Source organism: Neopararhizobium haloflavum (assembly GCF_002750855.1).
In the GTDB taxonomy this organism is placed as follows: domain Bacteria; phylum Pseudomonadota; class Alphaproteobacteria; order Rhizobiales; family Rhizobiaceae; genus Georhizobium; species Georhizobium haloflavum.
Map to the genome: position 1 here is coordinate 112,425 of NZ_NWUC01000008.1, position 24,644 is coordinate 137,068.

Sequence of the window (24,644 nt, forward strand, 5' to 3'; positions counted from 1 at the left end):
GGGAGTGCGGTCATGATGGGCGTGCGGTGTTCCTTCGTTCTTGTCCTGGTCGCCGGGCTGGCGGGTTGCTCGGAAACCACCGGGCCACCCGCGCTGTCCCCGCCAGACCCCGCACCCATGCGGACCGGGAGTGCCACGGACGAGCAGGCGTGCGAGCTTGCGGTGACGCGCCAGACGAACAATGGCGACGTCGTGACGCTCAGCTCGGATTTCTCGCAGGCCAACACGGAGGTGATCGTCGGCGTCGGGCCGGATCGCGCCCGTTGGCGCTGCCTCGTCTCCAGCGGCGAGGTGGCCGAGGTCATGTCGCTGACGGACGAAGGCGCGCTTTGACGGCGTCGCATCGCATCCTGGCGCATACAGGCGCTGCCTGTCGCAGCGCGCACCATCGGCCATCGAGGGCTCCATGAAACGTTCCATGTCGCGTGCCGCCGTCTGCGTCCTCCTCGCCTGGCTGCCCTCGGCTGCGGGCGCGCAGAAAACACAGACGGTGCGCTTTCCCGCTGGTCCGACAGGCACGACGATCGAAGCGTCGGTGACCGGAGACAGCTATGCCGACTACAAGCTGGCGGTCCGCAGCGGCCAGGTCATGCGGGTCACGCTCGATCCGGAAACGGTCTACTTCAACATCCTGCCGCCGGGCAGCGAGGGAGAGGCGATCTTCATCGGCTCCATGGAAGGCGGCAGCTTCTCCGGAACCCTTTCGATGGACGGCATCTATACCATCCGCGTCTACCAGATGGGCGCCGCCGCCGACGAAGGCCGAACGCGCGGTTTCACCATCGATGTCGGCGTGAAGTGACGAGTTCGATGGTGCAGGCGCGGTCCAACAAAAGATAAACTGGTCTCTGCTTTATACTGTATCGCCAACGTTCTTATTCTGATCTAAGCGATGAGACCTTTTGTCGTCTCATCAATCGCCGGGTCGCATTCGCTTGAAGCCAGATAGACAACTTATGGACGAACCCTCACGCTCGGCGGCGCTCCACAGCTATATGGTGCTGGACTCGCCGCGTGAGGAGGAGTTCGACGATATCGCGAAGCTGGCGGCGGAAGTGTGCGGCACGCCGATCGCGGTCGTGAACCTGGTTGATACCTACCGCCAGTTCTTCAAGGCGGAAGTCGGGCTCGGTGTTCGAGAGACGCCGCTTGAAACCTCCTTCTGCGGGCACGCCATACTCGCCGAAGACATGATGGTCGTGAACGATGCGTCGAAGGATCCGCGGTTCGACGGAAACCCGTTGGTGCACACGGAAGGTGGCCTGCGGTTTTATGCGGGTGCAATCCTCAAGGCGCCGGGTGGACTGCCAATCGGCACCGTCTGCGTTCTGGACACCGTCCCGCGCGATCTCGATGATCATCAGATTCGTACGTTGAAGCTTCTGGCGCGGCAGGTCATGACGCAGCTCGAACTCAGGCGTTCTGTTGCTCACCATGCGTCGGCCGCCGAACGTCTCTCGGCGCTCATGGAATTGGGCGAGCGCTTGCGGCCCTGCGAAAACCCGGCTGAAATGGGCAGCATCTCCGGCGAGATCGTGGCGCGCACGCTGAAGGTGACCCGCGCCGGCTTCGGACGTTTGCGAAGCGAATCCCGCTCGATCACGATCGACGGTGACTGGGTGAGCGAAGGTCAGGTGAGTGTCGCCGGCACGCATGAATTCGGCGACCATGGCCCATTCAGCGCCGTTTTGCGGCAAGGGCAAAACGTCGTGTTCGAGGATGCCAGGACCGATGCCCTTCCGGAAGGCGTGTCGGCATTCCTCCAATCGATCGACGTCATGTCGATGATCAACGTCCCGGTCGTCAGCAATGGAAAGACGATTGCGATCTTCTTCGCCCACGACCGGGCGCCCCGCGCCTGGAGTCCCAGCGACGTCGATTTCGTCCGGTCGGTGGCGGATCGGGTTCAACTGAGCATGGATAGGCTGAATGCCCGGAAAGATCAGGAAGTTCTGAATCAGGAACTGAGCCATCGCCTGAAGAACACCTTGGCGATGGTCCAGGCCCTCGCCACGCAGACGCTTCGACCGGTCACGGATCGCCAGGCGGTGGACGCCTTTACCCAACGGATCGGGGCGCTGTCACGGGCCCACGACGTCCTGCTCAATCAGAACTGGTCGGAGGCGAGCGTTCGGGACGTCACTGCGGCGGTGCTGTCGACATTCGATCGATCAGAGCGTTTCACTCTCCTGGGCCCGAACCTGCGCATGGGGCCACGGGCGACGCTATCGCTGTCGCTGGTTCTCCACGAACTGGCAACCAATGCCCTGAAATACGGCGCCGTTTCGGTGCCTGAAGGCCGCGTTTCCGTTGAATGGCAAGTCGAGCCGGGAGAGATTGAACGCACTTTCGTGTTGCGTTGGACCGAAAAGGGCGGTCCGCCTGTGTACGAGCCCGCAGAGCGCGGGTTCGGGTCGCGGCTGATTCGGATGGGTTTGATTGGAACCGGTGGCGTCGACATCAGTTACGAACATTCGGGCCTGGTGGCTCGCATGCAGGCTCCGCTGTCGCAGATGCAGCAGGCATAAGGCAGTATCGGTTTGATCCAGCCTTCTCACCATCGGCCCATTGTCCTTGTCGTCGAGGATGAACCGCTCCTGCGTATGGCAGCGGTGGGTCTCGTCGAAGATGCCGGCTTCGACGCGCTCGAAGCATGCGACGCGACCGAAGCCGTGAGGATCCTCGAAAGCCGTACGGACATTCGCATCGTGTTCACGGACATCGACATGCCGCGAGGCATCGATGGCATGAAGCTTGCCGCCTTGATCCGCGATCGTTGGCCGCCCATCCACATCATCGTGACGTCCGGCCACGTGGCGGATCGGAACGTGCGGCTACCAGTCGATGCCAGCTTTTTCGGAAAGCCCTACGATGAGCGGCAGGTCACCAAGGAGCTCCATCGGATGGCTGCAGTCGCGCAGCGAGAAGTGCCGGGACTGTGAAGCACGGGCATTGTTTGCCCCCTCACCTCCGGAGCACATCGAACGGCACCAGCGCGCCGCGATGGGCGATGCACCGGGCGGCGGTGGCGTGGGCGCTTCGGGCGGCGGCTTCGGAGTCTGCGCCTTCGGCGCGGGCGGCGAGATAGGCGCCGTTGAAGCTGTCGCCCGCCCCTGTCGCGTCGAGCACGGCGCTGACCGGTTCGGGCGCGATCTCGGCTTGTCCGGCGGGCGTAGACAGCAGAGCCGGCGCGCGCCCGTTTTTCACCACGACTTCATCGGCGCCGAGAGCGCGATAGCGCGCGGCGGTGGCATGAGGATCGGTATCGCCGAAGAAGCGGGCCTCGTCGTCGAAGGTCGGCAGCACGATCGTCGCCGCGCGGCCGGCTTCGCTCACCGCCTCGCGCGCTGCATCCTCGCTCGGCCACAGCGCCGCCCGGATGTTGGGATCGAAGGCGACGGTGGCACCGGCGGCTCGCGCCGTTTTCAGCGCATCGAACAGCGTTCGCCGCGCGGTCGCGGTGAGGATGGCGAGCGTGATCCCCGAAAAATAGACGATCGCCGCGCCGTCGATCGCTTTGGCCAGCGCGGCCGGGTCGTCGGCGAGGCAGCGCGCGGCCGACATGTCGCGCCAGTAGGTGAAGTGCCGGTCGCCGTCCGCCTGATGGATGAAGTAAAGGCCCGGCCGGCGATCGGGGATCGTGCGGATCGCGCCGGTGCCGATGCCGTTGTCGTCCATGAAGGCGCGCATCGCGGCGGAATAGCGGTCGTTGCCGAGCGCGCTGACGTAGTCGACGGTCCAGTTCTCTGCCAGCGCGGCGCGGGCATACCAGGCCGCGTTCAGCGTGTCGCCGGCAAAGCCCATGTGCCAGCGTCCCCCGGCGCTCTCTCCGTCGGGATCGCCGCCCGACATCTCGATCATCGCTTCGCCTATGGATACCAGACGTTTGGGCATGCCGATCTTTCCTCGTTCATGCGCGCCTGCCAGGGTGAAGCGCGCCGCCATCCCGATATCCGATCGCACCGCCCTCCGTCCAGCCTTGGCCGAGACCCTCGCCGGGACGTGGCGATTGGTAAAGTTGTTTGACTCATCGCTTTGCCGTACCGCATAGTACGCCGTCAGGACTTGCGGCAGCGCGATGCACGGCGGACGGAGGATCACATGCTCGACAAGACGGCCATGATGGCGCTTGGCCATATCATCGACGGCGCGGTGGTGGACCGGGCCGAGGCGGGCGGCATCGACGTCATCGACCCCTCGACGGGTGGAGCCTTCGCCCGCATCCCGGCTGGCGGCAAGGCCGAGATCGACCGGGCTGTCCAGGCTGCCCGCTCTGCCTTCGAGGGCGCCTGGGGCGAAAAATCCGCTCTGGAACGGGGCCGCATCCTCATCAGGCTCGCCGGGCTGATCGAGGCGCATTTCGACGAGCTGGCCGATCTTGAATGCCGCGACACCGGAAAGCCGATGAAGCAGGCGCGCGCCGACATCACCGCCGCTGCGCGCTATTTCGAATATTACGGCACCGCGGCAGACAAGCATCACGGCGAGACCATTCCCTATCAAAAGGGCATGACGGTCATGGCGCTGCGCGTGCCGCATGGGGTGACCGGACACATCATTCCGTGGAACTACCCGGCGCAGATCTTCGGACGCTCCGTCGGCGGAGCGCTGGCTGCTGGCAATGCCTGCGTGGTCAAGCCGGCGGAGGACGCCTGCCTGACGCCGCTCAAGATCGCCGAACTCGCCATCGAGGCGGGCCTGCCGGCCGGTGCGCTCAATGTCGTGTGTGGCCTCGGCACTGAGGCCGGCGCGGCGCTCGCTGCCCATCCCGGCATCAACCACATCTCCTTCACCGGCTCGCCGCAGACCGGAACGGCGGTCGCCAGGGCCGCGGCCGAGAACCACGTCCAGGTGACGCTGGAACTTGGCGGCAAGTCGCCTCAGCTCGTCTTCGCCGATGCCGATCTCGACGCGGCCCTGCCCGTGATCGTCAACGCGATCGTGCAGAACGCCGGCCAGACCTGCGCCGCGGGCAGCCGGGTGTTGATCGAACGGTCGATCTATGACGATGTCATGGCGAAGCTTGCCGAACGGTTCGCCGCGCTCACCGTCGGTCCCGGCGCTGAGGACCGCGATTGCGGACCGATCATCAGCGCCAGGCAGCTCTCGCGCGTCAAGACGCTGGTCGACGCCGCGCTGGCGGACGGCGCAAAGGTTGTGGCCAAGGCAGCGCTCGGAGCCGACGCGCCGGATGGCGGTTTTTATTATCCGCCGATGCTGCTCGACGGAGCGGCGCCGGAAAGCCGTCTGGCGCAGGACGAGGTGTTCGGCCCTGTCCTGGCCGCCTTCCCCTTCGACGACGAGGCCGAGGCGATCCGCCTTGCCAACGCGACGCCCTATGGCCTGACCGCATCGGTCTGGACCGCCGATGGCGGGCGGCAGATGCGCTGCGCCAACGCCATCGAGGCCGGTCAGGTCTTCATCAACAATTACGGCGCCGGCGGCGGAATCGAGCTGCCCTTCGGCGGCATGAAGCGCTCCGGCTACGGCCGTGAAAAGGCGTTTGAAGGCATGATCAGTTTCACCACGGTCAAGACGGTGGTGCTCAAGCACGGTTGACACGCCAGACTTTTTCCCTCCCGGGACGGGCGTCGCGACCCTGGTTGCGGCGCCTTTTTTCGTGCGGCGGATCGGGACGGGGCGAGCCGGGTAGGATGACGCAGGACCCGGCGCGACGAGGCCGCCGTGACCGCCGGCGATTTCTCGGACCTGGCAAGCGTGGCGGTCGCCGGCTGTCAGAAGCCGGGCCGGTTGCTCATCATCCGCACGCGTGCGTGCTCGATGTGGTTGCGCATGGCGCGCTTGGCCTTGGTCGCGGCGCCGGCCTCGATGTGGCGGAAAATGTCCTCGTGTTCGGCCTGCACGGCCTCCGTGCTGACCAGCGGCTGGAACTGCACGAGAAAGCGCATCAGGTTGACCGAGCGCGAGACGTCGTATTCCAGCGATTGCAGCGTCTGGACGATGCGCTGGTTGCAGGTGGCGGCGGCGACGGCCTCGTGGAAAGCGTAGTCGTGATGGTGCAGGATGGCGTCCTGGCGCATCGCCTCGTCGAAGCGGTCGAGCGCGGCGCGCATGCGTTGGATGTCGGCGGGCCCGCGCCGCCTGGCCGCCAGGCTCGCCGCCTGCGGTTCAATGATGAGGCGCAGTTCGATGCCGCGCAGAAGGTCGCCAATGCGCTCGAGCGCGTCGCGATCCGTAGCGTCCGCCCCGTCCTCCCGGCGCGCGCCGATTGGATTTTGAACGTAATTGCCAGAGCCGCGCACCGACGAGACCAGGCCTTCGTCGCGCAGCCTGTCGAGCGCCTCGCGCAGCACCGGGCGCGAGACGTCGAATTCTCGCGCCAGGCTGTTCTCCGAAGGCAGACGCGTGCCGACCGTTATCATGCCGGTGACGATCGCGTGGAACAGGTTCTCGTAGACGCGGTCGGCCAGACGCTCCGGCTTGGGGCCGGATAGATCGGCGATCGGGAAGTCGGCAAGGCCCGCGGGCGCGGATTTGTCCATTCCATTCACTCATCTGAGGATCGGGACGTCAGACCGCTCTTTCTCGCCGACCGCGCACCTGCCGTGAAGGGCGGGAAAGGCTGATCATCATACCAGTCCAAGTCAAGTTGTAAAACAGGTTGACTGAATTCTCAGCCATCGTCAAACTCCCGGCCTCGTGATGGGGAGAAGCACCAGGGAGGAAACCAATGTTTCACTATCGCACGATCACACGCGCCTTCGTCGTGGCGCTCGCGGCGTCGGCGGCCAGCGGCGCGCTGGCTCAGACCACGCTGAATTTCGGACACACCACCGCTCAGGGCTCGCACTATTCCGTCGGCGTCCAGGCCTTTGCCGATACACTCTCGGAACTTTCGGACGGCAAGTTCGAGGTGCGCGAGCAGGCCGCCGGCGCACTGGGCGGTGAGCGTGACCTGATCGAAGGGCTGCAGATCGGCTCGGTCGAACTCGTCATTTCCTCGACCGGTCCGCTCGGCAACTTCGTTCCCGAGACGCTGGTGCTCGACCTGCCGTTCCTCTTCAAGGACTATGCCTCGGCACGTTCCGTGCTCGACGGCGAGATCGGCGACGAACTTCTCGAAAAGATCAACGAGAACGGGCTGGTTGCCTTGGCCTGGGCCGAAAACGGCTTTCGCCACGTGACCAATTCGCAGCACCCGATCGAAACGCCCGAGGACCTTGCCGACCTCAAGCTGCGCACGATGGAGAACGCCGTGCACATGGAGGCCTTCACGGCCGCTGGCGCGGCGCCGACGCCGATGGCGTTTCCCGAGGTTTTCGCGGCCCTCCAGCAGGGTGTGATCGACGGTCAGGAAAACCCGATCCCGGTGATCACCTCGTCCAACATGTGGGAAGTGCAGGATTATCTGACACTGACCGGCCACGTCTATTCGCCGGGGATCATCCTTGCCTCGCCGAGCCTTTGGGACACGCTGTCGGACGAGGAAAAGGGCTGGTTCGAGGAAGCGGCCGACGCGGCGGTGACCGCCAACCGCGCGAAGGTCGAGGAAGACGAGGCAAGCGGCGTCGACATGCTGCGCGAAAAGGGCATGGAAGTCGTCGAGGAGGTCGATACCGATGCCTTCCGCGAAGCGGTGCGGCCGGCCTATGACACCTTCATCGCAGAGCATGGCGAGGAGATGCTGACGCGCATCCAGGAAGCGCAGGAATAATTCGCCCTGATCGAAAAAACCCGTTGAGTCGGCCGCGCCCGTCGCGGCCGGCTTAAGGGAGCTTCCCATGCACTGGTTTCTCGCCGTCGAACGGCGCCTGACGCGCACAGCGCTGGAACTGGCGATCATCGCCATGGCGCTGGTCGTCGCGCTTACCTTCTATCAGGTCGTCACCCGGTTCGTGCTCGGCCATCCGTCCGCCTGGTCGGAAGTCGCCGCGCGCTCGGCCATGATCTGGATGGTCTTTCTCGGGCTGGCGGCGGCCTTCCGCATGGGCTCGATGATCGCCGTGGATCTTCTTGTCGACCTCAGCCCGCCGGCGATGCGCCGGATCGTCCACATGATCGTCGGCGTCGCCTCGCTTGTCTTCCTCGCCATCCTGATCTGGTATGGCACAGCAATGGCCTTGAGGGTACGCAGCCAGAACCTTGCCGGAATGAGCATCACCATCGCCTGGGTCTATGCCGCCCTTCCCGCCGGCTCCGCGCTGGCGCTTTTCGGCGTCATCGCGCGGATGATGGAGGTCTGGCGCGAGCCAGCGGGGGCGCATGACGACGAGCTGAAGAACGTGGAGGGATCGGTTTGAACGCCGCCCTCGCCTTTTCGCTGCTCATCCTCTTTTCGCTTGCCGTGCCGATCGGCGTATCACTGGTGCTCGCCAGCGCTTTCGGCGTGCAGTTCTTTTCCAGCGTGCCGCTGCTGCTCGTCGCGCAGCGGGTCTTCACCAGCCTCGATTCCTTCCCGCTGCTCGCCGTGCCGCTTTTCATCCTGTCGGGGAACCTGATGGCGGCGGGCGGCATTTCGGAGCGCCTGGTCGACCTCGCCAAATCCATGGTCGGCGGCATTCAGGGCGGACTTGCCTGCACCTGCGTCATCACCTGCATGATCTTCGCCTCGGTCTCCGGCTCGTCGGTGGCGACCACCTTCGCCATTGGCGTCATCCTGATTCCGGCCATGGTCAAGCACGGCTACCCGGTCGGCACGGCGGCGGCGATCCAGGCCTCCTCGGCCGAGCTTGGCGTCCTGATCCCGCCATCGATCCCGCTGATCCTCTACGGCGTTTCGACGGAAACCTCGATCGGCCAGCTGTTCCTCGCCGGCGTCGGGCCGGGCATCCTGGTCGCGGCGGCCCTCTTCGTCTACCTGCTCGTTTTGTGCCGCATCAAGGGTTACGGCAAGGATGACGGGCGCGAGAGCCAACCATTCCTCAAGGCGCTGGTGCGTTCATTCTGGGCGCTTCTCATGCCCTTCGTGGTGCTGGGCGGCATCTATGGCGGCGTCTTCACGCCGACCGAGGCCTCGGCGATCGCCGTCGTCTACGCGCTGTTCGTCGGCCTGTTCGTCTACCGTGCGCTGACATTCGCCTCGATCCACGCGGCCTTTCGCCAGTCGGTGATTTCCAGCACGGTGATCATGATCATCATCGCCGGCGCGGGGTTGTTCTCCTTCCTCGTCACGCGCAGCGGCCTGCCGTCGATCATCGCCGAATGGGTGCAGCAGGTCTTCACCAACAAGGTGGCGTTTCTTTTCGCCGTCAACATCTTCCTGTTCCTTGTTGGCATGTTCATCGAAACCTCGGCGGCAATCCTCGTGCTGGCGCCTCTGCTGACGCCGATCGCCATCGCCTATGGCGTCGATCCGGTGCATTTCGGGCTCATCATCGTCGTCAACCTGGCGCTCGGCATGTTCACGCCGCCCGTGGGGGTCAATCTCTTCGCAGCCTGCGCGGTGGCGAACATATCGATCCAGCGCATCATCCCCGCGCTGGTGCCGATGGTGGCCGTGGTGATGGGCTGCGTCCTGCTCGTGACCTATGTTCCCTTCATTTCCCTTGGCCTCGTCGAGTGGCTCTACCGATGACGGCCTTCACCGCCTGCCCCCAATGATCACATCGAGGAGTGAACCATGAAACTGAAAGACAAGGTCGCGCTGATAACGGGCGCCGGCGGGGGCTATGGCGAAGGCATCGCGCATTACTTCGCCAGTGAAGGCGCCAAGGTGCTGGTCGTCGATATCCGCACTGATGCGGCCGAGAAGGTCGCCGGCGCCATAGGAGATGCCGCGCGCGCCTTCACGGCCGACGTGACGAAAAGCGACGACACCAAGGCGATGATCGACGCGGCCGTGAAGCATTTCGGCAAGCTCGACATCATCGTCAACAATGCCGGCACGACGCACAAGAACCAGTCGATGCTCAATGTCGACGAGGCGACCTTCGACAAGGTCTACGCCGTCAACGTCAAGTCGCTCTATCATGCCGCCATGCACGGTGTGCCGGTGCTGGAGAAGAATGGCGGCGGCGTCATCATCAACATCGCCTCGACGGCCGGCGTGCGCCCGCGCCCTGGCCTTGTGTGGTACAACGGCTCCAAGGGCGCCGCGATCGCCATCACCAAGTCCATGGCCGCCGAGCTCGCCGAGAAGAAGATCCGCGTGTGCGCCATCAATCCGGTGATGGGCGAGACCGGCCTGACCGATCAGTTCCTGCCCGGCGACGACACCCCGGAAACGCGCGCCAAGGTCATTGCCGGCATCCCGCTCGGCCGGCTTTCGCTGCCCATCGACATCGCCAAGGCCTGCGGGTTCCTGGCGTCCGACGAGGCCGACTTCATCACCGGCGTCTGCCTCGAGGTCGACGGCGGCCGCTGCATCTGACCATGGCAAAGATACTCATCATCGGCGGTGCCGGCATGCTCGGTCTGCGCCTTGCGCAAGCGTTGCTGGAGAATGGCGAGGCCGGCGGAGTACCGCTCGAACGCCTGACCCTCTTCGACATGGCGCCCGCCGCGATCGGCGATGGCGATGGGCGCCTGTGCGTTGAGACCGGGGACATTGCCGAGGCGGGTGTCGCCGCGCGGCTTCTTGCCGGGCGGCCGGACGTCATCTTCCATCTCGCGGCCATCGTCTCGGGCGAGGCCGAGCGGGACTTCGACAAGGGTTACCGCATCAACCTCGATGCGACCCGCGCGCTCTTCGAGGCGATCCGGGTCGAGAACGCGGCGTCGGGCTATTGCCCGCGCGTCGTCTTCGCCTCATCGCTGGCCGTCTTCGGCGTTCCGCTGCCCGACGTCATCGGCGACGACCAGATCCTGACGCCGATGTCGAGCTATGGCACACAGAAGGCGATCGGCGAGTTGCTGCTTGCCGATTACAGCAGGCGCGGCTTCATGAACGGGATCGGCCTGCGCCTGCCGACGATCTGCATCCGGCCGGGCAAGCCCAACGCGGCCGCCTCGGGGTTCTTCTCCAATATCCTGCGCGAGCCGCTGGCCGGGCAGGAGGCGGTGCTTCCTGTCGGTGAAGACGTGCGCCACTGGTTCGCCAGCCCACGCGCGGCCATCGGCTATCTCGTTCATGCCGCCGCGATCGATACGGCCAAGCTCGACGGGCGCCGCAACCTCACCATGCCGGGCGTATCGGCGACGGTCGCCGACGAGATTGCCGCGCTGGAACGCTTCGGCGGCAAGGAGGCGGTGGCCCTGATCCGCCGCCAGCCGGATCAGGCGATCGAGGCGATCATCTCGACCTGGCCGAAGGCGTTTAATGCCAAACGGGCGCTGGCGCTCGGATTTGTCCCGGACGCATCGTTCGATGCAATCGTGACGGCGCATCTGGAGGATGCAGGCGGCCGGTGATCTCTCCAAGGCCCCGTCATCGGCGTCAATGATGGCGATAAAGATCGGCCGAGCGGTCGAGGTGAACGCGCATTGCCTCGACTGCGCGCGTCTCGGCTCCCTCGCCGATCCGGTCGACGATCAGCGCATGCTCGCGCAGCGTCACCTCTTCCTGGCCCGACCAGATCAAGAGATCGGTGTGGTAGGTGAAAAGCCAGTTCAGCATCGCCTCGCTGACGGCGACGAAGATCGGGTTGCCGGAAAGGCCTGCGATGCGGGTGTGAAAGGCGATGTCGGCGCGGATGAAGGCGGGCGGGTCGCCAAGCTTTTCGCGCTGCGCATCGATCAGCGTGCGCAGCGCCGCGATATCGTCGGGCCTCGCCTTTTCGGCCGCGATGCGGACCATGCCGAGTTCGAACAGCCGCCGCGCTTCCTTGAGGTTTTCCAGATTGTCGGGCGAGGCGGAAAGCAGAAGCCGCGCGGCCGCGTCGGCCTGGCGAAAGACCGCCTCGGCAGAAAGCGGGCTGACCCGTGACCGTTCGCCGTGGGAAATGGTGATCAGTCCCATGGTCTGCATCGATTGCAGCGCCTCGCGCACCGCCGGCCGTCCGACGCCGAAACGCTCCATCAGCGCCCGTTCGGAGGGCATCGGATCGCCGGGCGCCAACTCGCCGCGCACGATCATCTCGCGCAAGCGGTCGAGAACCTGGTCGGACAGTTTGCGCCGAACGATCCTGTCCGCGCCGGGCGCGCCGTCGTTGAAGCTGTCCATTGCGCTCCCGTTTCTCCTCAGAACGATGCCCTTTCTAGCGCGATCGCATGCGCGGGTGAACCGCGCGGTGCCCACTATCCAAAGCTACGCGACTGCAAGAACTTGTCAACTGGTATGACAAGATGATAATGGCTCGGAGGGATATCGGGGGACCGTTGATGGAAAGACTTGTCGCGCGCTACGAACTGGAAAGTCCGCTGCCGCTTGCCGATGCGGCCGCGGTGATCGCGGGCGAACAATCATCCGGCACGTTCATGCGACTGCCGGGCGAAACGGATGCGTTGCTTGCCCGTTCCGGCGCGCGGGTGGAATCGGTGATCGAGCGATCGGCCTCCGACCGCCCTGCCCTGCCCTGTGTCACAGAAGGCATCCGCTACCAGCGCGGCGAGATCGTCATCTCCTGGCCGCTTGCCAACATGGGGCCGTCGCTGACCAATGTGCTGGCGACGGTCGCGGGGAACCTTTTCGAGCTTGCCGAGGTCTCCGCGCTTCGCCTTCTCGACATCACCTTTCCACCGGCTTTCGCCCGTGCCTGCCCCGGCCCGGCTTTCGGTGTGGAAGGCACGCTGGCGCTGGCCGGGCTGACATCGGGGCCGATGATCGGCACCATCGTCAAACCGAGCGTCGGCCTCTCGCCCGACGAGACGGCGGCGCTCGCCGATCAGCTCATCGCCGGCGGCATCGACTTCATCAAGGATGACGAGTTGCAGGCGAACGGCTCCCACTGTCCGCTTGCCGAGCGCGTCGAGAAGGTGATGACAGTTGTCAACCGCCACGCCGAGCGCACCGGCCGCAAGGCGATGTACGCCTTCAACATCACCGGCGAGATCGACGAGATGAAGCGCAATGCCGATCTCGTCGCGAAGGCTGGCGGCACCTGCCTGATGGTGAGCCTTCATGCCATCGGGCTCGCCGGCATGGCGGCGATCCGCCGTCATGCCGCACTGCCGCTGCACGGCCACCGCAATGGCTGGGGTCTTTATCAGCGCTCGCCGGATATCGGCATCGCCTATCCCGCCTGGCAGAAGTTCTGGCGCCTGGCCGGGGCCGATCATCTGCACGTCAACGGCATCGCCAACAAGTTCTCCGAAAGCGACGCCTCGGTCATCGCCTCGGCGCGTGCCGTCGGCGAGCCGCTTTTTGCCGCGCCGCTGCCCGCGTTCAAGGCGATGCCGGTCTTTTCGTCGGGACAAACGGCGGTGCAGATGGAGCCGACCTACCGGGCGCTTGCCTCCACCGGCTTCATCTATTGCGCCGGTGGCGGCATCATGGGCCATCCGGGCGGCGTTGCCGGCGGCGTTGCAAGCCTGCGCCAAGCGGCCGATGCCGCGATCGCCGGCATTCCCGTCGACCGTCACGCGGCAAGCCATCCCGAACTCGCCCAGGCGCTCGAGCTGTTCAAGGCCAAGCGGCGATGAGCAAGCAGGCTCTCTCGCTCGCCTACTACGGCGACGATTTCACCGGGTCGACCGACGTGATGGAGGCGCTTTCGGGCAACGGCGTGCCGACGGTGCTGTTCACCCGCATCCCGACGCGCGAGGAGCGCGCGCGCTTTTCCGGTTTTGCAGCGGTCGGCCTCGCCGGGTCGAGCCGCAGCCGCACGCCTCAATGGATGTCGGCAGAACTGCCGGTCGCCTTTCGCTGGCTTGCGGCCGAGCCGGCAACGATCGTCCACTACAAGGTGTGCTCGACCTTCGACAGCGCGCCGGAGCGTGGCTCGATCGGCCGCGCGCTGGAGATCGGGCTCGACGTCTTCGGGCAGGACATGGCGGCGATCGTCGTCGGCGCGCCGCAGCTTCGCCGCTATACCTTCTACGGTCATCTCTTCGCCGCCTATGGCGAAAGCGTTTATCGCATCGACCGCCATCCCGTCATGAGCCGCCATCCCGCAACACCGATGGGCGAAGCCGATCTGCTGCGCCATCTGGCCGGTCAAACCGATCATCCCGTGGCGCTGCTGCCGGCCGATGCGTGCGACTGGTCCAAGCGCATCGCACACGCAGCAGAGGGCGGCGCGCGCGGCCTCCTCGTCGATGTCCACGATGCTACGAGCCAACATCGCGCGGGCGCTGTGCTGCGCGCCATGGCAGATGCCGGCCGGCGGTTCGTCATCGGCTCGTCGGGTGTCGAATATGCGCTCCTGGCCGGCGCTTCGCCGCAGAAATTCGAACCACTTGCGCCGCAGGAGCGCATCGCCGTGGTGTCTGGCAGCTGCTCGCCAACGACGGAGCGCCAGATCCGCGCGGCCTGCGCCGCCGGGTTCGAGGGCATTGCCGTCGATCACGCCGCTCTCGGCGCAGAGGGCCCTGAGGGGCCGTCTTTTCGGGCAGCTCTCGCGAGGGCCGATGCGGCGCTGCGCGATGGCAAGAGCCCGCTTGTCTATACGGCACTCGGCGCGGCGACGGGTCGCGCCGGAGAGGATGGCGGCGCCGCGACGGGCCGGGCGCTTGGTGCGCTTCTTGCCCGGCTGGTCGATGGGCATGGTCTGTCGCGAATTGCCGTTGCCGGCGGCGACACGTCGAGCCATGCCGTCGCCGAACTCGGCGTCCTGGCGCTGACCTTGAGGAAGCCGGTCCCGCAAAGCCCTGGATCGCCGGTGTCGCTGGCGCATTTCGGCAACGAACGCCCGCCGCTCGAACTGCTGCTGAAGGGCGGCCAGATCGGCGGCGACAGCTATTTCGCCGATCTGCGCGACGGCCGGCTGTGAACGCGCGGCTGCACCCTCGCGGCGTTGCTGGCGTCAACCTGACGGAATCGCCATCGAGGACTCTATGCGTCGTGCTGGAACTGCCTAGATAGAGACGGGAGCTGCATAGGAGCTGCCGCGGTGTCTCTCCCTGAAACGATGAGTGCAATCGTGCTGACCGGCCATGGTGGGCTCGAGAAGCTGGAATGGCGCGAGGATGTACCGGTCCCGTCTGTCATGAAGGGTGAAGTGCTGATCCGGGTGGGCGCCTCGGCGGTCAACAACACCGATGTGAACACACGCACCGGCTGGTATTCCAAGTCCGTCAGAGGCGACACGGGATCGGCCGCAACACAAGGGTATGGTGGGGCGTCCGACGCTGATGGTGGCTGGGCCGGAGCGTTGCGTTTTCCACGCATACAAGGCGCGGACTGCTGCGGCGAGATCGTCGCGGTCGGCGAAGATGTCGACGACGCACGTTTAGGTCAGCGTGTCCTCGTTCGCCCGATGTACCGCCCGGCAGGCTCGGGCGCAGACACGCTGGAGACTTTCGGTTCAGAGCGCGATGGCGGCTTTTGCGAATACACGACCGTCGAAGCGGACAATGCCTTGCCGGTCGACAGCCGCCTCACGGATGTCGAACTTGCGTCCTTCCCTTGCGCTTTCTCTACCGCCGAAGGCATGATTCAGCGTGCGTCGCTGGGTGCGGAGCGCGTGTTGATCACCGGCGCATCGGGCGGTGTCGGCTCGGCTGCGGTGCAGCTTGCCAAGCGACGCGGTGCGGATGTGACGGTTGTTACGAGCCCTGAAAAGATGGATGCGCTGAAGGCGCTCGGCGCGGACGACGCGCTCGATCGGGGCGAAGCGCTTCCCGAACGCGCATTCGACGTTGTTCTCGATCTGGTGGGCGGACCGCGCTGGCCCGAACTACTGGAAACGTTGAGGGTTCGAGGACGCTATGTCACGTCCGGGGCGATTGCCGGTCCAATCGTCGAGCTTGATCTGAGGACGCTTTACCTTGCAGACCTCACACTCATCGGAAGCACAAGGCAGGAGCGGCGTGTCTTCGCGGATCTGGTCGGATACATCGAGGCCGGCGAAATCCGGCCCGTGGTCGCCAAGACCTTTCCACTTCGCGAATTGCGGGCGGCTCAGGAGGCCTTCCTCCAGAAAGCCCACATTGGCAAGATCGGGATCGAAGTCAGCGACAGGCGCTGACGCGAGGACATCTGCGGTGTTGACGGCCTTCGCAGACGGCGAAGCGGCCGGCCCGGATATTCTCCGGACCGGCCGCTTCGTCTATGGGGAACCGTCGGCCGCAATGTGTGGGGCGCCTTGGGCCGAACGGCTCCCCCACCGGTCCTTATCGGACCGGGACCCAGGACGGCAGGGCATCGAGCGTCGACTGGCGCGCCCGCGTGCTGTGTCGCTTGGGATGATCGCCGAAGCCGTAGGTGGCGGAGTATTCCCCGCGGCCCATGCCGTCGTCGCGAATGGCCGCGGTGGGACGCATGTCGAGGCCCGTCGTCGCCTGCGACCCGATGCGGTCCGTCAGAACCTGCGACGCCGGAGAATGATCGCCGAAGCCGTTGTCGGCGTCGAACTCTCCGGCGAACACGGTGCCGGCTGCGAGAATTGCCGCGAATGCGGCGCCTGCTGCAAGATATGTCATTGGAACTGTCCCTTCCTCTGAGCGGCCTTTCCCGGCCATGGTGTTTTTGATGATGAATGCCGGGGCCCGGGGCGTTTTTGCGCGGTGCCTTGCGACGGAAAGCGTTATCGCGCTGGCCCATGTGAACGAGCGTGGTAACGAGCGTGGTATTTGGGTGCGGCAAGGTGTAAAATGACACATCGCCCGGAGCCGGGGGGCTTCGTACTGCGTCGGGTTTCGTCATGGCGCCGCGGCTGGCGATCAGTGTTCTCGGGGAGCTTCAGGTTCGACGGGCCGGCGAAGCGGTCCCTTTGCCCTCATCGAAGCGCACGCGCGCCCTTCTCGCCTATCTCGCACTCACCGGCCGGCCGCACCGGCGCGAACGGCTTTGCGAACTCTTGTGGGACGTACCGGACGACCCGCGCGGTGCGGTGCGCTGGTCGCTCAGCAAACTGAGGGCGGTCGTCAACGAGAACGGGCTCGACCGTATCCACGCCGACCGCGAGCGCGCCGCTCTCGACATGGCAACGGTCGACGTCGACCTGATCGCCATCCGCCGGGCGATAGAAAATGGCGATGATCTTTCCGTCGCCCGGCTGGAGCGTATGGAGGAAGCGCTGGCGACCCCTCTGCTCGACGGGTACGACCTGCCGCGTCAGGAAAGCTATCAGTTCTGGCTGATCGAAGAACGTGCCGAAGCCGAGCGACTGCGCCTCGCGGTGATCAAGCGTTTATGCGAGCATCCCGATCTGGAGCCGGTCGCGCGGCCCCGCTACGGCCGTCGCTGGCTGGAAATCGACCCGCTGAGCGAGCCGGCGGCGCTGTTCCTCGCTCATGCATTGCAGGCGCTCGGGCGCGTGGACGAGGCCCGTTCGGTGATAGCTGCCTTCAACCGCACGGCTCAGGCGAGCGGCGTCGCCCCCATCGAGGAGACGCCGCGGATTGAGGCGCATGGCGCGGGCCGCCGGGTGGCCGATCATCCGATCGCGCCGCCATCCGCCCGCCAATTGCTCAAGCATCAGACGATCAGTTTCTGCACGGCGCCCGACGGGGTGCGCATCGCCTATGCCAGCGTCGGCGATGGACCGCCGGTGGTGAAGACCGCCAATTGGCTCAACCATCTGGAACTCGATTGGGACAGCCCGATCTGGGGCAAGACGTTTCAGTCCTATGCCCGCGGCCGGCGGTTCATCCGCTACGACGAACGCGGCAACGGCCTGTCGGACTGGGAGGTGGAGGATCTGTCGTTCAACGCATTCGTGGAGGATCTCGAAACGGTCGTCGACGCACTCGGCCTCGATCGTTTTCCGCTGATCGGCATGTCGCAAGGCTGTGCCGTCTCGATCGACTACGCGGTGCGCCATCCCGAGCGCGTCAGCGCGCTGGTGCTGATCGGCGGCTATGCCCATGGCTGGCGCATCGGTGCGAGCGAGGAGGAGATCGGCCAGCGCGAAGCGGTGATGACGCTGACCTATCACGGCTGGGGCCAGAACAATCCGGCCTACCGGCACATCTTTTCACAGACCTTCATGCCCAACGCCACCGCCGACGAACTGGCCTGGTTCGACGAGTTCCAGCGCCAGACGACCTCACCGGCCAATGCCGTTCGCTTTCTCAAGGTGTTTGCCGACATCGACGTGCGCCACCTGCTCGGCGCGGTGGGTGTCCCGACGCTCGTCCTGCACTCGCGCCATGATCGGCGCGTGCCCCTCGCCCAGGGCCGGATGCTGGCCGTCGGCATTCCCAATGCCCGTCTCGTCACGCTGGAGAGCGAGAACCACATCATCCTCGGCCACGATCCGGCGTGGGAGGTGATGACGGCCGAGATTGGCCGTTTCCTGATCGAGCATGGCGGCTGACGGACGGCGTTCAGCCGTCCGCTTCGGCAGCTTTCGATCGCCGTTTGAACAGCGGCGTCTGGCTGACGATGATGAAGATCAGGAACAGCGTCAGCGCCAGAGACAGCGGGCTGGTGAAGAACTCGGTGAAGAAACGTGAGAGATCGTCGCGCGCCGATATCATCGCGCGGCGATAAGACGTGTCCATCAGCGGCCCGAGGATGACGCCGAGGATCACTGGCGCAACGGGGAACCCGTAGACCTTGAGGAAATAGCCGAGGATGCCGAAGGCGAGCATCCAGTAGACGTCGGTTAGGCTGTTCTGCACCGCATAGGTGCCGACGACCGACAGCACCACGATCAGCGGCAGGATGACGCCCTTCGGCGCCTCCACAAGCTTGGAGAAGATCCGGACGCCCGTCAGCCCGAAGATCAGCAGGAAGATGTTGGCAAGGAACAGGCAGCCGACGGTGAACCAGAAGAGATGCGGCGTCTCCACCATCAGCAGCGGTCCTGGCTTCAGCCCGTGAATGTAAAGCGCGCCGATGATGATCGCCGTGACGGCATCGCCGGGAATGCCGAGGGTCAGCATCGGCACATAAGCGCCGCCGACCGCGGCGTTGTTGGCCGATTCCGGGGCGACCAGTCCCTCATAGGCGCCCTCGCCGAAGGGCCGGGAGGGGTTCTTGACGGTTCGCTTTGCCTGGTCGTAGGCGATGAGCGATGCAATGTCGCCGCCCGTGCCCGGCAAAGCGCCGATGACGACGCCGATGGTCGAGGAGCGCAGCGACAGCGGGATGTATTTCTTCACCAGCCGCCATTCAGGGATGAGACGACCGACCTTCTGCTTGACGCTTGGCAGATGGATGGTGCGCATCTGGAAGAGCACCTCGGCGACCCCGAAGAAGCCGATCATCGCCGCGACGTAGGAAATGCCGCCCATCATCTGGAACTGACCGAAGGTGAAGCGGCCTTCCGCCGTCATCGGATCCATCCCGACAAGGCCGATGACGACCCCGAACGCGGCCGCGAAAATGCCCTTGGCAAGCGAGCTCGACGCCAGCGTGCCGACGAGCAGGATGCCGATGATGGCGATCAGCAGATAGTCGCGCGGCGCAAAGAGGAGCGCGAACTGCGAGATCAGCGGCGCTGCGAGCGCGAGCGCCAGAATGCCGACGAAGCCGCCGATGACGGACATGACCGTCGTGAGGCCGATCGCCTGTCCCGCCTCGCCGCGCTGGGCCAGCGGGTAGCCGTCCAGCGCGGTGGCGACGGCGCTCGGTGCGCCGGGTATGTTGAGCAGGATGGCGCTGCGCGAGCCGCCATAGACGCCGCCGAGATAGACCCCGGCGATCAGCGCCAGCGCGTCGTTGACGTCCCAGGTGAAGGTGAATGAGATCAGGATCGACGCGGCCATCGTCACCGACAGGCCGGGGATGGCACCGATATAGATGCCGGCGAGCGTACCGATCGCGGTCATCGCCAGAAGGCTCGGATCGAGCCATGCCATGAAGAAGTAGCCGAGACCTTCCATCAGAAAATCACCCCGCGCGGCAGGACGACGACGAAGACGTAGCGGAAAAGAACGTAGATGGCCGCCACCGCGACGATGCTGACGATGAGGGTGCGCAACAGATTGCCGCGCCAGAGGAACGCCATGCCGGCAAACAGGAAGAGGAACGAGGCGAGGATGAAGCCGAGTGGCTGGAGCAGCAGCATGTAGCCGATGATCATCGCCGCAAAGAGCAGTATTCGTGGCGCGACCACGTCGGCGAAAAAGGAGGCGCCGTTTTCCGCCCGGCGCCGTCGCGCCGCATCGAGAAGCACGATCAGCCCGGTGACGACCATGGTTCCCGTCGCCAGCATCGGGAAGACACCGGCCGAGGAGAGCGAAGAAAAGCCGGAGATCGACCACGCCTGATGGGCGAGAACGAGACTGGCGAGAACGAGGACGAGCGCGAAGGCGAAGGCGCCGGGCGCTTGTGTCGGTTGCTGCTGCACGGTTTCACCTCCTGCGCTGGCGCGGCTTCAGGGCGGCCGGACCGTGCCGGCCGCCCAAGGGTCACGGAATGGCCTCAGGGGCGCTCGATTCCGAGGTCTTCCGGCGAGACCTTGACGGCACCGGCATCGGCGAGCGTCCAGGCGGTGGCCGATTGCCACTGCTGGAGGAATGCGCTCGCCTCGTCTCCGGAGATGTTCATCATGATGTTGGTGCTGTCGGCCATCAGCTGCTGGAACTTCTCGGTCTCGGCCGCCGTCTTGTAGGCCTCGACCAGCTTGGCCTTGATATCGTCCGGCGTGTCGGACTTGACGAAGATGCCGTAGAACGGGCCCCAGGGAAGCAGGCTTTCGAGTTCGGGGTAGTCCGCGGTGATCGGCGGAACGCCCGGCAGCGCCTCGATCTCCTCGGCATTGAACACGGCGAGCGCCTTGACGGTGCCGGCCTCGATCAGCTCGGATGCCGCGGATGCGCCGACCGGCATGAAATCGACATGCCCGCCCTGCAGCGCGGTGAGGCCAGGTCCCTCGCCGTCGAAGGGGACCGCCGTGACTTCATAGTCGGCTACCGTGCTCAGCATCGCGCCGATGGTATAGGGAATGCCGCCGGGGCCGGTCGATCCCATCTTGATCTCGCCAGGGCGCGACTGGGCATCCTCGACGAGGTCCTTGAAGCTGTCCCAGGGTGCATCCGGGCTGGCGACGATGACGCCGACACCGCGGCCGAGAATGTTGACGGGGTAGAAGTCGTCATAGTCGATCTCGGACATGCCCATGACGCCGTGAAGCTGCGGATTTTCCGCGCCGTAAAGGACGGTGTAGCCGTCGGACGGGGCGGCCTGGACGTAGTTGGTCGAAAGCGCGCCGGCGGCGCCGGCCTTGTTGAGCATGACGATCGACGTGCCGAGCGCTTCCTCGGCGGCAGGGGTCACGGCGCGGGCCACGACATCGGTCGCGCCGCCGGCTCCCCACATGATGACACCGAGAAGTTCCCGCTCGGGATAGTCCTGAGCGGCGGCGACGGTTGCGGTCGTGGCGAGCGCACCCGCCAGAATAAGTGTCCTGATCATGGAAATCCTCCCGATTGGCGTCTTTTCAGCAGGCGTCCATCATCGCGGCGAAGATGCTGCGCTCGCGGCTCTCCTCCCGAGATGCGCCTGCCCTCGGCACATGCCACAGCACAAACGGTAACACAAATACCAATTTGAACTCATCCTATAACATGACATTATAGAATTGATCGTGGATGGTCTTTGGGAGAGGGATGTGCTGACGCTGCGTCAGATCGAGATCGTGCGCGCCATCATGGTGTCGGGGTCGCTTGCCGGCGCGGCGCGGCTGCTCAACGTGTCCCAGCCCGGCATCAGCCGGGCGATGAAGCACATCGAGACCAATATCGGTTTTCGGCTGTTCGTGCGACAGGGCGGGCGCTACGTGCCGTCCAAGGAAGCCACGCACGTCTTCGACCAGATCAACGAGGTGCACCGGAAGATCGACGATCTCAACGTGTCGATCGAGAACCTGGAGCGTGGCCAGTCTGTGGAGCTGCGCATCGGCGCGGTGCCGAGCATCGCCAACGCGATGGTGCCGCGCGCGGTGCTGAGCATGCGCCGAACGAGCCCCGACCTTTCGATGAACATCGAAATCCTGAAGCTGGAGGAAGCGATCGACTATCTCATGCTGGGCCGCGGCGAGCTGGTCTGCATGAGCTACCGCCTGCACCATCCGGCGCTCGTCTTCGAGCCGCTGGCGCGCGGGCGTCTCGTCTTCGTCGTGGCGCCGGAGCACGAGGCCGCCGGGATGGCGAGCATATCGGTTGCCGAGATCGCCCGCTATCCGCTGATCGGCATCGACCCGAACGACCCTTACGGGCGGATCATGGCCGGGCTTTTCGAGCGCAGCGGCCTTGCCTACACCATTCCGATCAAGGCGCGTTTCTCCTCGACCGTCATCTCGCTGGTACGCCAGAACGCGGGCGTCGCCGTGCTCGACATCTTCTCCGTGCAGGATATCCCGCCCGACATGCTGCGCGTCATCCCGATCGACGAACCGACCGGGTTCGACACCTATGTGGCGTTTCGGCGCGACGCGGTCATTTCCAGCTTCGCCGAGAAGTTCGTCGCGTCGCTGCGCGAGACGATGGGCGGCGTGTGAGCCCTCCGAACGTCAGCGTTCGGCATCCATGGCGTGCAGCTTTTCCACGCGGCGGCGGAAGTCCTCGTCGGTGGAGAACTCTGCATCGAGATAGGCGGTGACGAGATCCTTGGCGAGCCAGGCGCCGACGATCTGGGCGCCGATGCACATGACGTTGACGTCGTCATGCTCGACCGACTGGTGGGCCGAATGCACATCATGGCAGACGGCGGCGCGGATGCCCTTGACCTTGTTGGCCGCGATCGAGGCGCCGACGCCGGTGCCGCACACCATCAGGCCGCGCTCGCTGGCGCCGCTGGTGATCGCCGACGTCACCTGCTTGGCGATATCGGGAAAGTCCACCGGCTTGTCGTCGTGCGAGCCGACATCCTCGACGTCGTGACCGAGCGCGCGCACGTGCTCCACGATCGCCGCCTTGAGGGGAAAGCCTGCGTGATCCGATCCGATGACGATGCGCATTTCATGATCCTTGGTGTTGGAGCTCTAGCGAATGAAGCTGGGAAGCCAGAGCACGAGGTCCGGCGAGAAGGTGATGATGGCAAGCGTTGCCACCAGTGGGACATAGAACGGCATGAGCGCCCATAAAAGCTGCCTGAGCGTGATCTTGGCGATCGACGAGACGAGGAACAGCGAAAGGCCCATGGGCGGCGTCAGCAATCCGAGCATCAGGTTGAAGATGACGATGATGCCGAGATGCACCGGATCGATGCCGGCAAGCACCATGGGCGGCGCGATGACCGGCACGACGAGCAGCGTTGCGGTCGTTGAATCGAGGAACATGCCGGCGATGAAGAAGATCAGGTTGGCGATCAGCAGCAGGATGATCGGGTTGGTCGAGATGGACAGAATGAAACGGGCGAAATCCTGCGGCACCTGCTCGACGGCGAGAATCCAGCCGAACAATGCGGCGGCGGCGACGATGATCAGGATCGCGCTGGTGCTACGCGCCGTGATGATCAGCGCTTCCCACACATGCGCAAGGGTCATCTCGCGGTAGAAGAGCGTGCTGATGACGATGACGTAGACCACGGTGACCGAAGCCGCTTCGGTCGGGGTGAACAGGCCAAGCAGCATGCCGGCGATCATGAAGACCGGCGCGAGCATGGCCGGCAGCGCGGGCAGGAGCGCCGTGAACAGTTCGCGCGGCGAAGGCCAGCGCTCGGATCGCGGCATGTCCTTGACGATGGCGATGATGGCGGCGGTGATCATCAGGAGCACGACGCAGATGAGCGCCGGCACGATGCCCGCCATCAACAGCTGAACGATGGAGACGCTGGTGACGGAGCCGTAGACGATCAGCGGAATGCTGGGCGGGAAGATCGGCCCGACGACGGCGGAGGCGGCGGTCACCGCACCGGCGAACGGCGCGGAAAATCCGCGCTTCTTCATCGCCGCGATCTCGATACGGCCAAGCCCGCCGACATCGGCGAGCGCGGCGCCCGACATGCCGGAGAAGATCAGGCTGGAGAAGATGTTGACCTGCGCCAGGCCGCCATGGATGCGCCCGACGAGCACGTCGGCGAAATGAAAGATGCGGTCGGTGATGCCCGACAGGTTCATCAGGTTGCCGACGAAGATGAACACCGGCACCGCGACCAGCGGGAAGCTGTCGAGCGCGTAGGTGACGCGCTGCGCAAGCAGGCCGAGCGGAAAGCCCTCGATCAGCACATAGGCGATCGACGGCAGGATGATGGCATAGACCACCGGGAAACCGAGCATGAAGAGGACGAGAAACGCCCCGATGAGAAGAAGGCCCATGGTCTTGCCTCAGAGGCTGACGTTTGTGTCGATCTGCGGCGGACGACGCAGATGGACGAGGTGGACGAGCGCGGCACCGAGAAAGCCGCAGAAGGTGAAGCCGAGAAACAGCCAGAACGGGATGTGCAGCGTCGGCGTCGCATTGGACAGGTTCTGGAAGATCGACCCGAACGTCACGAAGGCCATGAAGCCGCAGCCGGCGATCGCCAGGATCGAGACGGCAAGGCGTGCCGCGATGCGCCCGCGCCGCGGCAGCGCTTCCTGGAACTCGCCCATGACGATGTTCTCGCCGGAGCGCACCGCCAGCGGATAGGTTGCGAAGACGAGCGCGATCAGCAGGAAGCGCGTGAATTCCTCGGCGCCGACGATGGCCGAGCCGAAGACGTCGCGCGCGATCACCTGGATGAAGGGAACGGCGACGAGCAGCGCCAGGATGGCGACGCACAGCACTTCGAGCGCGCGGGGAACGAGACGCATGGCGGTCTCCTAGCGGACGGA

At 65.1% G+C, this 24,644-nt stretch carries 25 protein-coding genes; 15 read left to right on the forward strand and 10 right to left on the reverse strand.

Annotation, left to right across the window (positions count from 1 at the left end; genetic code table 11):
- Positions 1-12: 12 nt before the first annotated feature.
- The 4 genes from CN673_RS16965 to CN673_RS16980 all read left to right on the forward strand — a co-directional run bounded on the left by CN673_RS16965 (position 13) and on the right by CN673_RS16980 (position 2,942).
- Positions 13-333 carry a hypothetical protein gene (locus CN673_RS16965; RefSeq protein WP_099867576.1) on the forward strand — a complete coding sequence of 107 codons (321 nt, stop codon included), beginning with the start codon at positions 13-15 and terminating at the stop codon, positions 331-333.
- Positions 334-406: 73 nt separating this feature from the next.
- The gene (locus tag CN673_RS16970) at positions 407-802 is read left to right on the forward strand and encodes a DNA breaking-rejoining protein (protein ID WP_157928934.1); all 396 of its coding nucleotides are present in this window, start codon (positions 407-409) and stop codon (positions 800-802) included.
- 154 nt (positions 803-956) lie between these two features.
- A complete protein-coding gene (locus CN673_RS16975; RefSeq protein WP_099867578.1) occupies positions 957-2,528 on the forward strand; it encodes a sensor histidine kinase in 1,572 nt (523 codons plus the stop codon).
- Between the two features lie 12 nt (positions 2,529-2,540).
- Positions 2,541-2,942 carry a response regulator gene (locus CN673_RS16980; RefSeq protein WP_280951196.1) on the forward strand — a complete coding sequence of 134 codons (402 nt, stop codon included), beginning with the start codon at positions 2,541-2,543 and terminating at the stop codon, positions 2,940-2,942.
- A gap of 22 nt (positions 2,943-2,964) precedes the next feature.
- On the opposite strand, the gene CN673_RS16985 is transcribed toward CN673_RS16980, so the two are convergent.
- Positions 2,965-3,894 (reverse strand): sugar kinase, encoded by a 930-nt coding sequence (locus tag CN673_RS16985; RefSeq protein ID WP_099867684.1) that lies wholly within the window; start codon positions 3,892-3,894, stop codon positions 2,965-2,967.
- 207 nt (positions 3,895-4,101) lie between these two features.
- Between CN673_RS16985 and CN673_RS16990 the strand changes: the two genes are divergently transcribed.
- Positions 4,102-5,559 carry an aldehyde dehydrogenase family protein gene (locus CN673_RS16990; RefSeq protein ID WP_245409967.1) on the forward strand — a complete coding sequence of 486 codons (1,458 nt, stop codon included), beginning with the start codon at positions 4,102-4,104 and terminating at the stop codon, positions 5,557-5,559.
- A 176-nt stretch (positions 5,560-5,735) separates the two neighbouring features.
- Here the strand turns inward: CN673_RS16990 and CN673_RS16995 are convergent, their stop codons facing one another.
- Positions 5,736-6,503: a FadR/GntR family transcriptional regulator gene (locus CN673_RS16995; RefSeq protein ID WP_099867580.1), complete on the reverse strand. Its 768-nt coding sequence runs from the start codon at positions 6,501-6,503 to the stop codon at positions 5,736-5,738.
- Between the two features lie 188 nt (positions 6,504-6,691).
- Here CN673_RS16995 and CN673_RS17000 point away from each other — a divergent pair, with 188 nt between their 5' ends.
- The 5 genes from CN673_RS17000 (at position 6,692) to denD (ending at position 11,310) form a co-directional block, all read left to right on the forward strand.
- Entirely contained in the window at positions 6,692-7,675 is a 984-nt protein-coding gene (locus CN673_RS17000; protein WP_099867581.1) for a TRAP transporter substrate-binding protein, read from the forward strand.
- A 67-nt stretch (positions 7,676-7,742) separates the two neighbouring features.
- On the forward strand, positions 7,743-8,261 hold the full coding sequence (locus tag CN673_RS17005) for a TRAP transporter small permease (protein WP_099867582.1): 519 nt from the start codon (positions 7,743-7,745) through the stop codon (positions 8,259-8,261).
- Positions 8,258-9,535 (forward strand): TRAP transporter large permease, encoded by a 1,278-nt coding sequence (locus tag CN673_RS17010; RefSeq protein ID WP_099867583.1) that lies wholly within the window; start codon positions 8,258-8,260, stop codon positions 9,533-9,535. Before CN673_RS17005 ends, CN673_RS17010 begins: the two co-directional genes overlap by 4 nt.
- A gap of 45 nt (positions 9,536-9,580) precedes the next feature.
- Positions 9,581-10,330 (forward strand): glucose 1-dehydrogenase, encoded by a 750-nt coding sequence (locus CN673_RS17015; RefSeq protein WP_099867584.1) that lies wholly within the window; start codon positions 9,581-9,583, stop codon positions 10,328-10,330.
- Positions 10,331-10,332: 2 nt separating this feature from the next.
- Entirely contained in the window at positions 10,333-11,310 is a 978-nt protein-coding gene (denD, locus tag CN673_RS17020) for a D-erythronate dehydrogenase (RefSeq protein WP_099867585.1), read from the forward strand.
- A gap of 25 nt (positions 11,311-11,335) precedes the next feature.
- Here the strand turns inward: denD and CN673_RS17025 are convergent, their stop codons facing one another.
- The gene (locus CN673_RS17025; RefSeq protein ID WP_099867586.1) at positions 11,336-12,061 is read right to left on the reverse strand and encodes a transcriptional regulator NanR; all 726 of its coding nucleotides are present in this window, start codon (positions 12,059-12,061) and stop codon (positions 11,336-11,338) included.
- A gap of 158 nt (positions 12,062-12,219) precedes the next feature.
- Between CN673_RS17025 and CN673_RS17030 the strand changes: the two genes are divergently transcribed.
- The 3 genes from CN673_RS17030 to CN673_RS17040 all read left to right on the forward strand — a co-directional run bounded on the left by CN673_RS17030 (position 12,220) and on the right by CN673_RS17040 (position 15,965).
- A complete protein-coding gene (locus CN673_RS17030) occupies positions 12,220-13,479 on the forward strand; it encodes a ribulose-bisphosphate carboxylase large subunit family protein (protein WP_099867587.1) in 1,260 nt (419 codons plus the stop codon).
- Entirely contained in the window at positions 13,476-14,768 is a 1,293-nt protein-coding gene (locus CN673_RS17035; protein WP_099867588.1) for a four-carbon acid sugar kinase family protein, read from the forward strand. The genes CN673_RS17030 and CN673_RS17035 overlap by 4 nt, the downstream gene beginning before the upstream one ends.
- A gap of 138 nt (positions 14,769-14,906) precedes the next feature.
- A complete protein-coding gene (locus CN673_RS17040) occupies positions 14,907-15,965 on the forward strand; it encodes an alcohol dehydrogenase family protein (protein ID WP_099867589.1) in 1,059 nt (352 codons plus the stop codon).
- 145 nt (positions 15,966-16,110) lie between these two features.
- Here the strand turns inward: CN673_RS17040 and CN673_RS17045 are convergent, their stop codons facing one another.
- Positions 16,111-16,419, reverse strand: coding sequence for a hypothetical protein (locus CN673_RS17045; RefSeq protein ID WP_099867590.1), 309 nt, complete (start codon positions 16,417-16,419; stop codon positions 16,111-16,113).
- A 221-nt stretch (positions 16,420-16,640) separates the two neighbouring features.
- On the opposite strand from CN673_RS17045, the gene CN673_RS17050 reads away from it, so the two are divergent.
- Complete coding sequence (locus tag CN673_RS17050) at positions 16,641-18,257, forward strand: bifunctional AfsR/SARP family transcriptional regulator/alpha/beta hydrolase (RefSeq protein ID WP_099867591.1); 1,617 nt, start codon at positions 16,641-16,643, stop codon at positions 18,255-18,257.
- A 10-nt stretch (positions 18,258-18,267) separates the two neighbouring features.
- Here the strand turns inward: CN673_RS17050 and CN673_RS17055 are convergent, their stop codons facing one another.
- The 3 genes from CN673_RS17055 to CN673_RS17065 form a co-directional block, all read right to left on the reverse strand.
- Positions 18,268-19,770 (reverse strand): tripartite tricarboxylate transporter permease, encoded by a 1,503-nt coding sequence (locus CN673_RS17055; RefSeq protein ID WP_099867592.1) that lies wholly within the window; start codon positions 19,768-19,770, stop codon positions 18,268-18,270.
- Entirely contained in the window at positions 19,770-20,237 is a 468-nt protein-coding gene (locus CN673_RS17060; protein ID WP_099867593.1) for a tripartite tricarboxylate transporter TctB family protein, read from the reverse strand. Before CN673_RS17060 ends, CN673_RS17055 begins: the two co-directional genes overlap by 1 nt.
- A gap of 74 nt (positions 20,238-20,311) precedes the next feature.
- Positions 20,312-21,304, reverse strand: a complete 993-nt coding sequence (locus CN673_RS17065) for a tripartite tricarboxylate transporter substrate binding protein (RefSeq protein ID WP_099867594.1) — start codon at positions 21,302-21,304, stop codon at positions 20,312-20,314.
- Between the two features lie 172 nt (positions 21,305-21,476).
- Here CN673_RS17065 and CN673_RS17070 point away from each other — a divergent pair, with 172 nt between their 5' ends.
- Complete coding sequence (locus CN673_RS17070) at positions 21,477-22,388, forward strand: LysR family transcriptional regulator (RefSeq protein ID WP_370853066.1); 912 nt, start codon at positions 21,477-21,479, stop codon at positions 22,386-22,388.
- 12 nt (positions 22,389-22,400) lie between these two features.
- Here CN673_RS17070 and rpiB read toward each other — a convergent pair whose 3' ends face one another.
- From rpiB to CN673_RS17085, 3 genes are read right to left on the reverse strand one after another with little or no spacing between them, the layout of a single operon-like run.
- A complete protein-coding gene (rpiB, locus tag CN673_RS17075; protein WP_099867595.1) occupies positions 22,401-22,847 on the reverse strand; it encodes a ribose 5-phosphate isomerase B in 447 nt (148 codons plus the stop codon).
- Between the two features lie 24 nt (positions 22,848-22,871).
- Entirely contained in the window at positions 22,872-24,146 is a 1,275-nt protein-coding gene (locus CN673_RS17080) for a TRAP transporter large permease (protein WP_099867596.1), read from the reverse strand.
- 9 nt (positions 24,147-24,155) lie between these two features.
- Positions 24,156-24,623 (reverse strand): TRAP transporter small permease, encoded by a 468-nt coding sequence (locus CN673_RS17085; RefSeq protein ID WP_099867597.1) that lies wholly within the window; start codon positions 24,621-24,623, stop codon positions 24,156-24,158.
- Positions 24,624-24,644 lie beyond the last annotated feature (21 nt).

Excerpts from the sequence above, each read along its gene's own strand:
- CN673_RS16965 (WP_099867576.1), top strand. The coding sequence starts at position 13 with ATGATGGGCGTGCGGTGTTCCTTCGTTCTTGTCCTGGTCGCCGGGCTG.
- CN673_RS16970 (WP_157928934.1), top strand. The coding sequence starts at position 407 with ATGAAACGTTCCATGTCGCGTGCCGCCGTCTGCGTCCTCCTCGCCTGG.
- CN673_RS16975 (WP_099867578.1), top strand. The coding sequence starts at position 957 with ATGGACGAACCCTCACGCTCGGCGGCGCTCCACAGCTATATGGTGCTG.
- CN673_RS16985 (WP_099867684.1), bottom strand. The coding sequence starts at position 3,894 with ATGCCCAAACGTCTGGTATCCATAGGCGAAGCGATGATCGAGATGTCG.
- CN673_RS16990 (WP_245409967.1), top strand. The coding sequence starts at position 4,102 with ATGCTCGACAAGACGGCCATGATGGCGCTTGGCCATATCATCGACGGC.
- CN673_RS16995 (WP_099867580.1), bottom strand. The coding sequence starts at position 6,503 with ATGGACAAATCCGCGCCCGCGGGCCTTGCCGACTTCCCGATCGCCGAT.
- CN673_RS17000 (WP_099867581.1), top strand. The coding sequence starts at position 6,692 with ATGTTTCACTATCGCACGATCACACGCGCCTTCGTCGTGGCGCTCGCG.
- CN673_RS17005 (WP_099867582.1), top strand. The coding sequence starts at position 7,743 with ATGCACTGGTTTCTCGCCGTCGAACGGCGCCTGACGCGCACAGCGCTG.
- CN673_RS17015 (WP_099867584.1), top strand. The coding sequence starts at position 9,581 with ATGAAACTGAAAGACAAGGTCGCGCTGATAACGGGCGCCGGCGGGGGC.
- denD (WP_099867585.1), top strand. The coding sequence starts at position 10,333 with ATGGCAAAGATACTCATCATCGGCGGTGCCGGCATGCTCGGTCTGCGC.
- CN673_RS17025 (WP_099867586.1), bottom strand. The coding sequence starts at position 12,061 with ATGGACAGCTTCAACGACGGCGCGCCCGGCGCGGACAGGATCGTTCGG.
- CN673_RS17030 (WP_099867587.1), top strand. The coding sequence starts at position 12,220 with ATGGAAAGACTTGTCGCGCGCTACGAACTGGAAAGTCCGCTGCCGCTT.
- CN673_RS17035 (WP_099867588.1), top strand. The coding sequence starts at position 13,476 with ATGAGCAAGCAGGCTCTCTCGCTCGCCTACTACGGCGACGATTTCACC.
- CN673_RS17040 (WP_099867589.1), top strand. The coding sequence starts at position 14,907 with ATGAGTGCAATCGTGCTGACCGGCCATGGTGGGCTCGAGAAGCTGGAA.
- CN673_RS17045 (WP_099867590.1), bottom strand. The coding sequence starts at position 16,419 with ATGACATATCTTGCAGCAGGCGCCGCATTCGCGGCAATTCTCGCAGCC.
- CN673_RS17050 (WP_099867591.1), top strand. The coding sequence starts at position 16,641 with ATGGCGCCGCGGCTGGCGATCAGTGTTCTCGGGGAGCTTCAGGTTCGA.
- CN673_RS17055 (WP_099867592.1), bottom strand. The coding sequence starts at position 19,770 with ATGGAAGGTCTCGGCTACTTCTTCATGGCATGGCTCGATCCGAGCCTT.
- CN673_RS17065 (WP_099867594.1), bottom strand. The coding sequence starts at position 21,304 with ATGATCAGGACACTTATTCTGGCGGGTGCGCTCGCCACGACCGCAACC.
- rpiB (WP_099867595.1), bottom strand. The coding sequence starts at position 22,847 with ATGCGCATCGTCATCGGATCGGATCACGCAGGCTTTCCCCTCAAGGCG.
- CN673_RS17080 (WP_099867596.1), bottom strand. The coding sequence starts at position 24,146 with ATGGGCCTTCTTCTCATCGGGGCGTTTCTCGTCCTCTTCATGCTCGGT.
- CN673_RS17085 (WP_099867597.1), bottom strand. The coding sequence starts at position 24,623 with ATGCGTCTCGTTCCCCGCGCGCTCGAAGTGCTGTGCGTCGCCATCCTG.